At 66.5% G+C, this 4,250-nt stretch carries 3 protein-coding genes; 2 read left to right on the forward strand and 1 reads right to left on the reverse strand.

The window, feature by feature from the left end:
• Both H0W40_RS19420 and H0W40_RS19425 read left to right on the forward strand, forming a co-directional pair.
• Window positions 1-875, forward strand: an 875-nt coding sequence (locus H0W40_RS19420) for a Ku protein (protein ID WP_292449502.1), incomplete at its 5' end; no start/stop codon positions are given.
• Complete coding sequence (locus tag H0W40_RS19425) at window positions 872-1,696, forward strand: tetratricopeptide repeat protein (protein WP_292449504.1); 825 nt, start codon at window positions 872-874, stop codon at window positions 1,694-1,696. The genes H0W40_RS19420 and H0W40_RS19425, both read left to right, overlap by 4 nt.
• A 23-nt stretch (window positions 1,697-1,719) precedes the next feature.
• On the opposite strand, the gene H0W40_RS19430 is transcribed toward H0W40_RS19425, so the two are convergent.
• The coding region (locus tag H0W40_RS19430) for an error-prone DNA polymerase (RefSeq protein ID WP_292449506.1) at window positions 1,720-4,250 on the reverse strand (2,531 nt) is incomplete at its 5' end.

Raw genomic sequence — 4,250 nt, forward strand, 5'->3', positions numbered from 1 at the left:
CCACCGAGAGTTCGGGAACGGTCAAGTTCAACATGCTTGCGGCGGACGGCTCGCGGCTCAAGCAGCAGTACGTCTCCGAGAAGGACCAGAAGGTCGTGCAGCGCGCCGAGATGGTCAAGGGCTACGAATTCGAGAAGGACAAGTTTGTGCTGTTCACGGCCGACGAGCTCAAGGCCCTGGAAGAAGACAGCAGCCACTCGATCGAGATCGTCGCCTTCATCCCTGAGAAGGCTGTCGATCCGATCTTCTACGACAAGGCTTACCTGCTGGCGCCGGACAAGCGCGGCGGCAAGCCGTATGCGCTGCTGATGGAAGCCATGCGCAAGTCGGGCCGCTGTGCGCTGGCCAAGTGGGCCTGGAAGGCCAAGCAATACATGGTGCAGGTGCGACCGGTCGAAGACGGTCTCGTGCTGCAGCAGCTTCTGTACGCCGACGAGGTGCGGTCGCTGAAGGATTTGGGCATCGAGAAGGTGGAGGTCTCGGGCGCCGAGCTGCAACTCGCCTTGCAACTGATCGACCAGATCTCTGAAGACAGCTACGAACCGGGGCAGTACGAGGATACCGAGAAGAAGCGCATCCTCAGGGCCATCGACGCGAAAATTGCCGGCAGCGAGATCGTCGCATCGGCTCACAACGAGGAGCCGAGCACCGGTCAGGTGATTGACCTCATGGATGCGTTGCGCGCAAGCCTGGGCAAGAAGGCCGCGACACCCGCAGCAACCGGAGCGACCGCATCCAAGGGCGCCGCAAAGGCTGCACCGACCGTGGCCGCGCTGACCGAGGCCAAGGAGCGCAAGGGCGTCAAGCGAGCGACGAAGACCGAGGAACCGGTGGTGGCGCCGGCGGCGACCACCAAGGCTCGCGCAAGGAAGTGAGCCCCAAGGCGCAGTCCACCTTCACGCTCCGCGCTGCCCAGCAGAAGCTGGGCCTGTCGCGCACGGTACTGGCGGGACTCATCGACGCGGGGTTCGTCAAGCCGAGCCGCGGGGCGCGCGGCGAATTCCGGTTCTCGTTCCAGGACCTGATGCTGCTGCGTACGGCCTATGCCCTGCAGCAGTCCGGTATACCGCCAAGGAAGATCCTGCGCTCGCTCACCAAACTGAAGTCGAACTTACCTTCGGAGCTTCCGCTGACAGGGCTGCGCATCACTGCCGTGGGCGCCGATGTCGCGGTGCGCGATCGGGACGGCACGCTAGCGGCGGCGTCGGGGCAGCTGCTGATGGACTTCGAGGTGTCGGCGGCCGGTGGAAGCGTTGCCTTCCTGGACCATCCGATCGCAGCCTCTGCGCCGGATGCGAAGGCTTTGTTCACGCGCGGTGAGGCGCTCGAAGTCGAAGATCCGGCGGCCTCGGAAGAGGCGTACCGGCAGGCACTCGAGCTGGCGCCGGACTTCGAGGATGCCTATCTCAACCTCGGCGCGCTCTTGTGCGAATCACACCGCTGTGACGCGGCGATCGAACTCTACGACGCGGCAATCATTCGCTGCCCACGCTCGGCGCTGATCCGATTCAATCGGGCAGTCGCGCTCGAGGACGGGGCGCGCTTGGACGAGGCCATCGCAAGCTACGAGCAGAGCCTCGAACTGGACCCGGCGCTGGCGGACGCGCACTTCAACATTGGCAGGCTGCAAGAAAAGCTGGGCGACGCGCGGAAAGCATTGAGACACTTCAGCGCGTATCGGCGGCTGCAACGGTAGCCGCGCGCCCCCGCAGTCGCCTTTCAGTGGAAGTCCCGGCTTGCCGTCGAGGCCGCCAACCGGCCCAGCAGCGGCGTCATGTCCTCGAGCCGCCGCGCGATCAGGTTTTTCACATCGCCCTCGCGCTGCCAGGTCCCGTACACGGCCAGCAGCCGCGACCCGAGCAGAACCTTCCGCTGCTGCTCGCGCAGGCTCTTCCACACGATGACCTGCACGACGCCGGTCTCGTCCTCCAGCGACACGAAGATGGTCCCGTTGGCCGTGTCGGGCTGCTGCCGCAACGTGACGATGCCGCAGTAGCGGACCATGCGCCCGTTCGGTTGCGAATCCAGTTGTTCGGCCGTGAGCAGGCGACGCTCATTGAGCTTCGGCCGCAACAGCGCCAGCGGATGCCGACGCAGCGTGAGCCCGAGTGCGGCGTAGTCGAAGACGATCTCCTCGCCCTCCGGCGCCGGCGGCAGTTCGAGGAGGTCTTCATCCACCGGCGCGTCGCGCAGCAGCAGCGGCGTTGAACGCAGCGCCGCGGCGTCCCAGACCTGCTGGCGTCGGTGGCCCGACAGGCTCATCAAGGCATCCGCTGCAGCAAGCAGCTTCATCTCGTGCTGCTCCAGGCCCGCGCGCCGCGCCAGGTCCTCCGCGCTGTCGAAGACCCGCTCTCCTCGCGCGGCCACGATGCGCTCGGCCGACTCGCCCTTGAGCCCCGCAATGAGCCGCAGCCCGAGGCGAACAGCCGGCGGATGCGGCAGGTCCTCCAGCGTGCAATCGACATCGCTGTGCATCACGTCGGCCGCACGCACCTGCACACCGTGGCGCTTGGCGTCCTGCACAAGCTGCGATGGCGAATAGAAACCCAGCGGCTGCGAGTTCAGCATGGCGGCCAGGAACTCGGCTGGGTGGTGGCACTTGATCCAGCAGCTCGCGTAGACGAGCAGCGCGAACGAGGCCGCATGCGACTCCGGGAAGCCGTACTCCGAGAAGCCCTTGATCTGCTCGAAGATCGCCTTGGCGAAGGTCTCGTCGTAACCCCGCTGCGTCATGCCGTGGACGATCTTCGAATAGTAGCGCTCCAGCCCGCCTTTCCTCTTCCACGCCGCCATTGCGCGCCGCAGCCCGTCGGCCTCGCCCGGCGTGAAACCGGCGGCCAGGATGGAGATCTGCATCACCTGCTCCTGGAACACCGGCACGCCCAGCGTGCGGCCGAGTGCTTCCTTCAGGGCCTCGCTCGGGTAGGTGACCGGCTCCTTGCCCTGCCGACGATTCAGATACGGATGCACCATGCCGCCGACGATGGGCCCGGGCCGCACGATGGCGACCTCGACCACCAGGTCGTAGAAGCAGCGCGGCTTCAGGCGCGGCAACATGCTCATCTGCGCCCGGCTCTCGATCTGGAACACCCCGACCGTGTCGGCCTGGCAGACCATGTCGTAGGTCTCGGCGTCTTCGGGCGGGATGTCCTGCATCTCGAACGGGTAGCCCTTGCGCACGCCGATGAACTCCAGCGACTTGCGGATCGCGGTCAGCATGCCGAGCGCCAGGCAGTCGACCTTCAGCAGCCCCAGTGCGTCCAGGTCGTCCTTGTCCCATTCGATGACAGTGCGCTGCGGCATCGAGGCGTTCTCGATCGGCACCATGCGCGAGAGCGGCCCCTTCGTGAGCACGAAACCGCCGGTGTGCTGGCTGAGGTGACGCGGGAAGCCCAGCAACTGCTGGGTGAGCTGCAAGAGTTGCCGCACCTGCAGGTCATCGACCGAGAGACCCAGCTCCTCGAGCCGCTCGCGCTTGACCTCGCGGCCGTCCCACCACTGATGACCCTTGGCAAGGGCGTCCACCGTCTCGAGCGGGAAGCCGAGCGCCTTGCCGACATCGCGGATGGCGCTCTTGGGCCGGTAGCTGATGACGACGCCGGTGATCGCCGCCCGGTCGCGGCCGTACTTGGTGTACAGGTACTGCAGCACCTCCTCGCGGCGCTCATGCTCGAAGTCGATGTCGATGTCGGGCGGCTCGTTGCGCTCGCGCGAGATGAAGCGCTCGAACAGCACCGACATGCGGGCCGGATCGACTTCGGTCACGCCGATGCAGTAGCAGACCACGCTGTTGGCGGCGCTGCCGCGGCCCTGACACAGGATGTGGCGCGAGCGCGCGAAGGTCACGATGTCGGCGACGGTCAGGAAGTAGTGCTCGTACTTCAGCTCGCCGATCAGCTCCAGCTCGTGCTCGATCTGCGTCTGCACCTTCGCCGGCACGCCATGCTGCCAGCGGCGCCCTGCCCCCTCGTAGGCAATGCGCCGCAGGTAGGAGCCGGGCGTCTCGCCGACGGGCACCACCTCGTCCGGGTACTGGTAGCGCAGCTCGTCCAGACTGAAATCGCAGCGCGCCGCGACGTTCAGCGTCTCGGCCAGCAGGTCCGCCGGGGAGGTCTGTGCCAGACGCAGTCGCGTGCGCAGGTGCCGCTCCGCGTTCGGCTGCAGCTCGAGCCCGCACTCGGTGAGCGGCCGGCCGACCCGGGTGGCGGTCAGCACGTCCTGCAGGGCCTTGCGCGAGCGCACATGGAAAT

This window comes from Methylibium sp. (assembly GCF_013817345.1).
Classification (GTDB): Bacteria; Pseudomonadota; Gammaproteobacteria; order Burkholderiales; family Burkholderiaceae_C; genus Methylibium.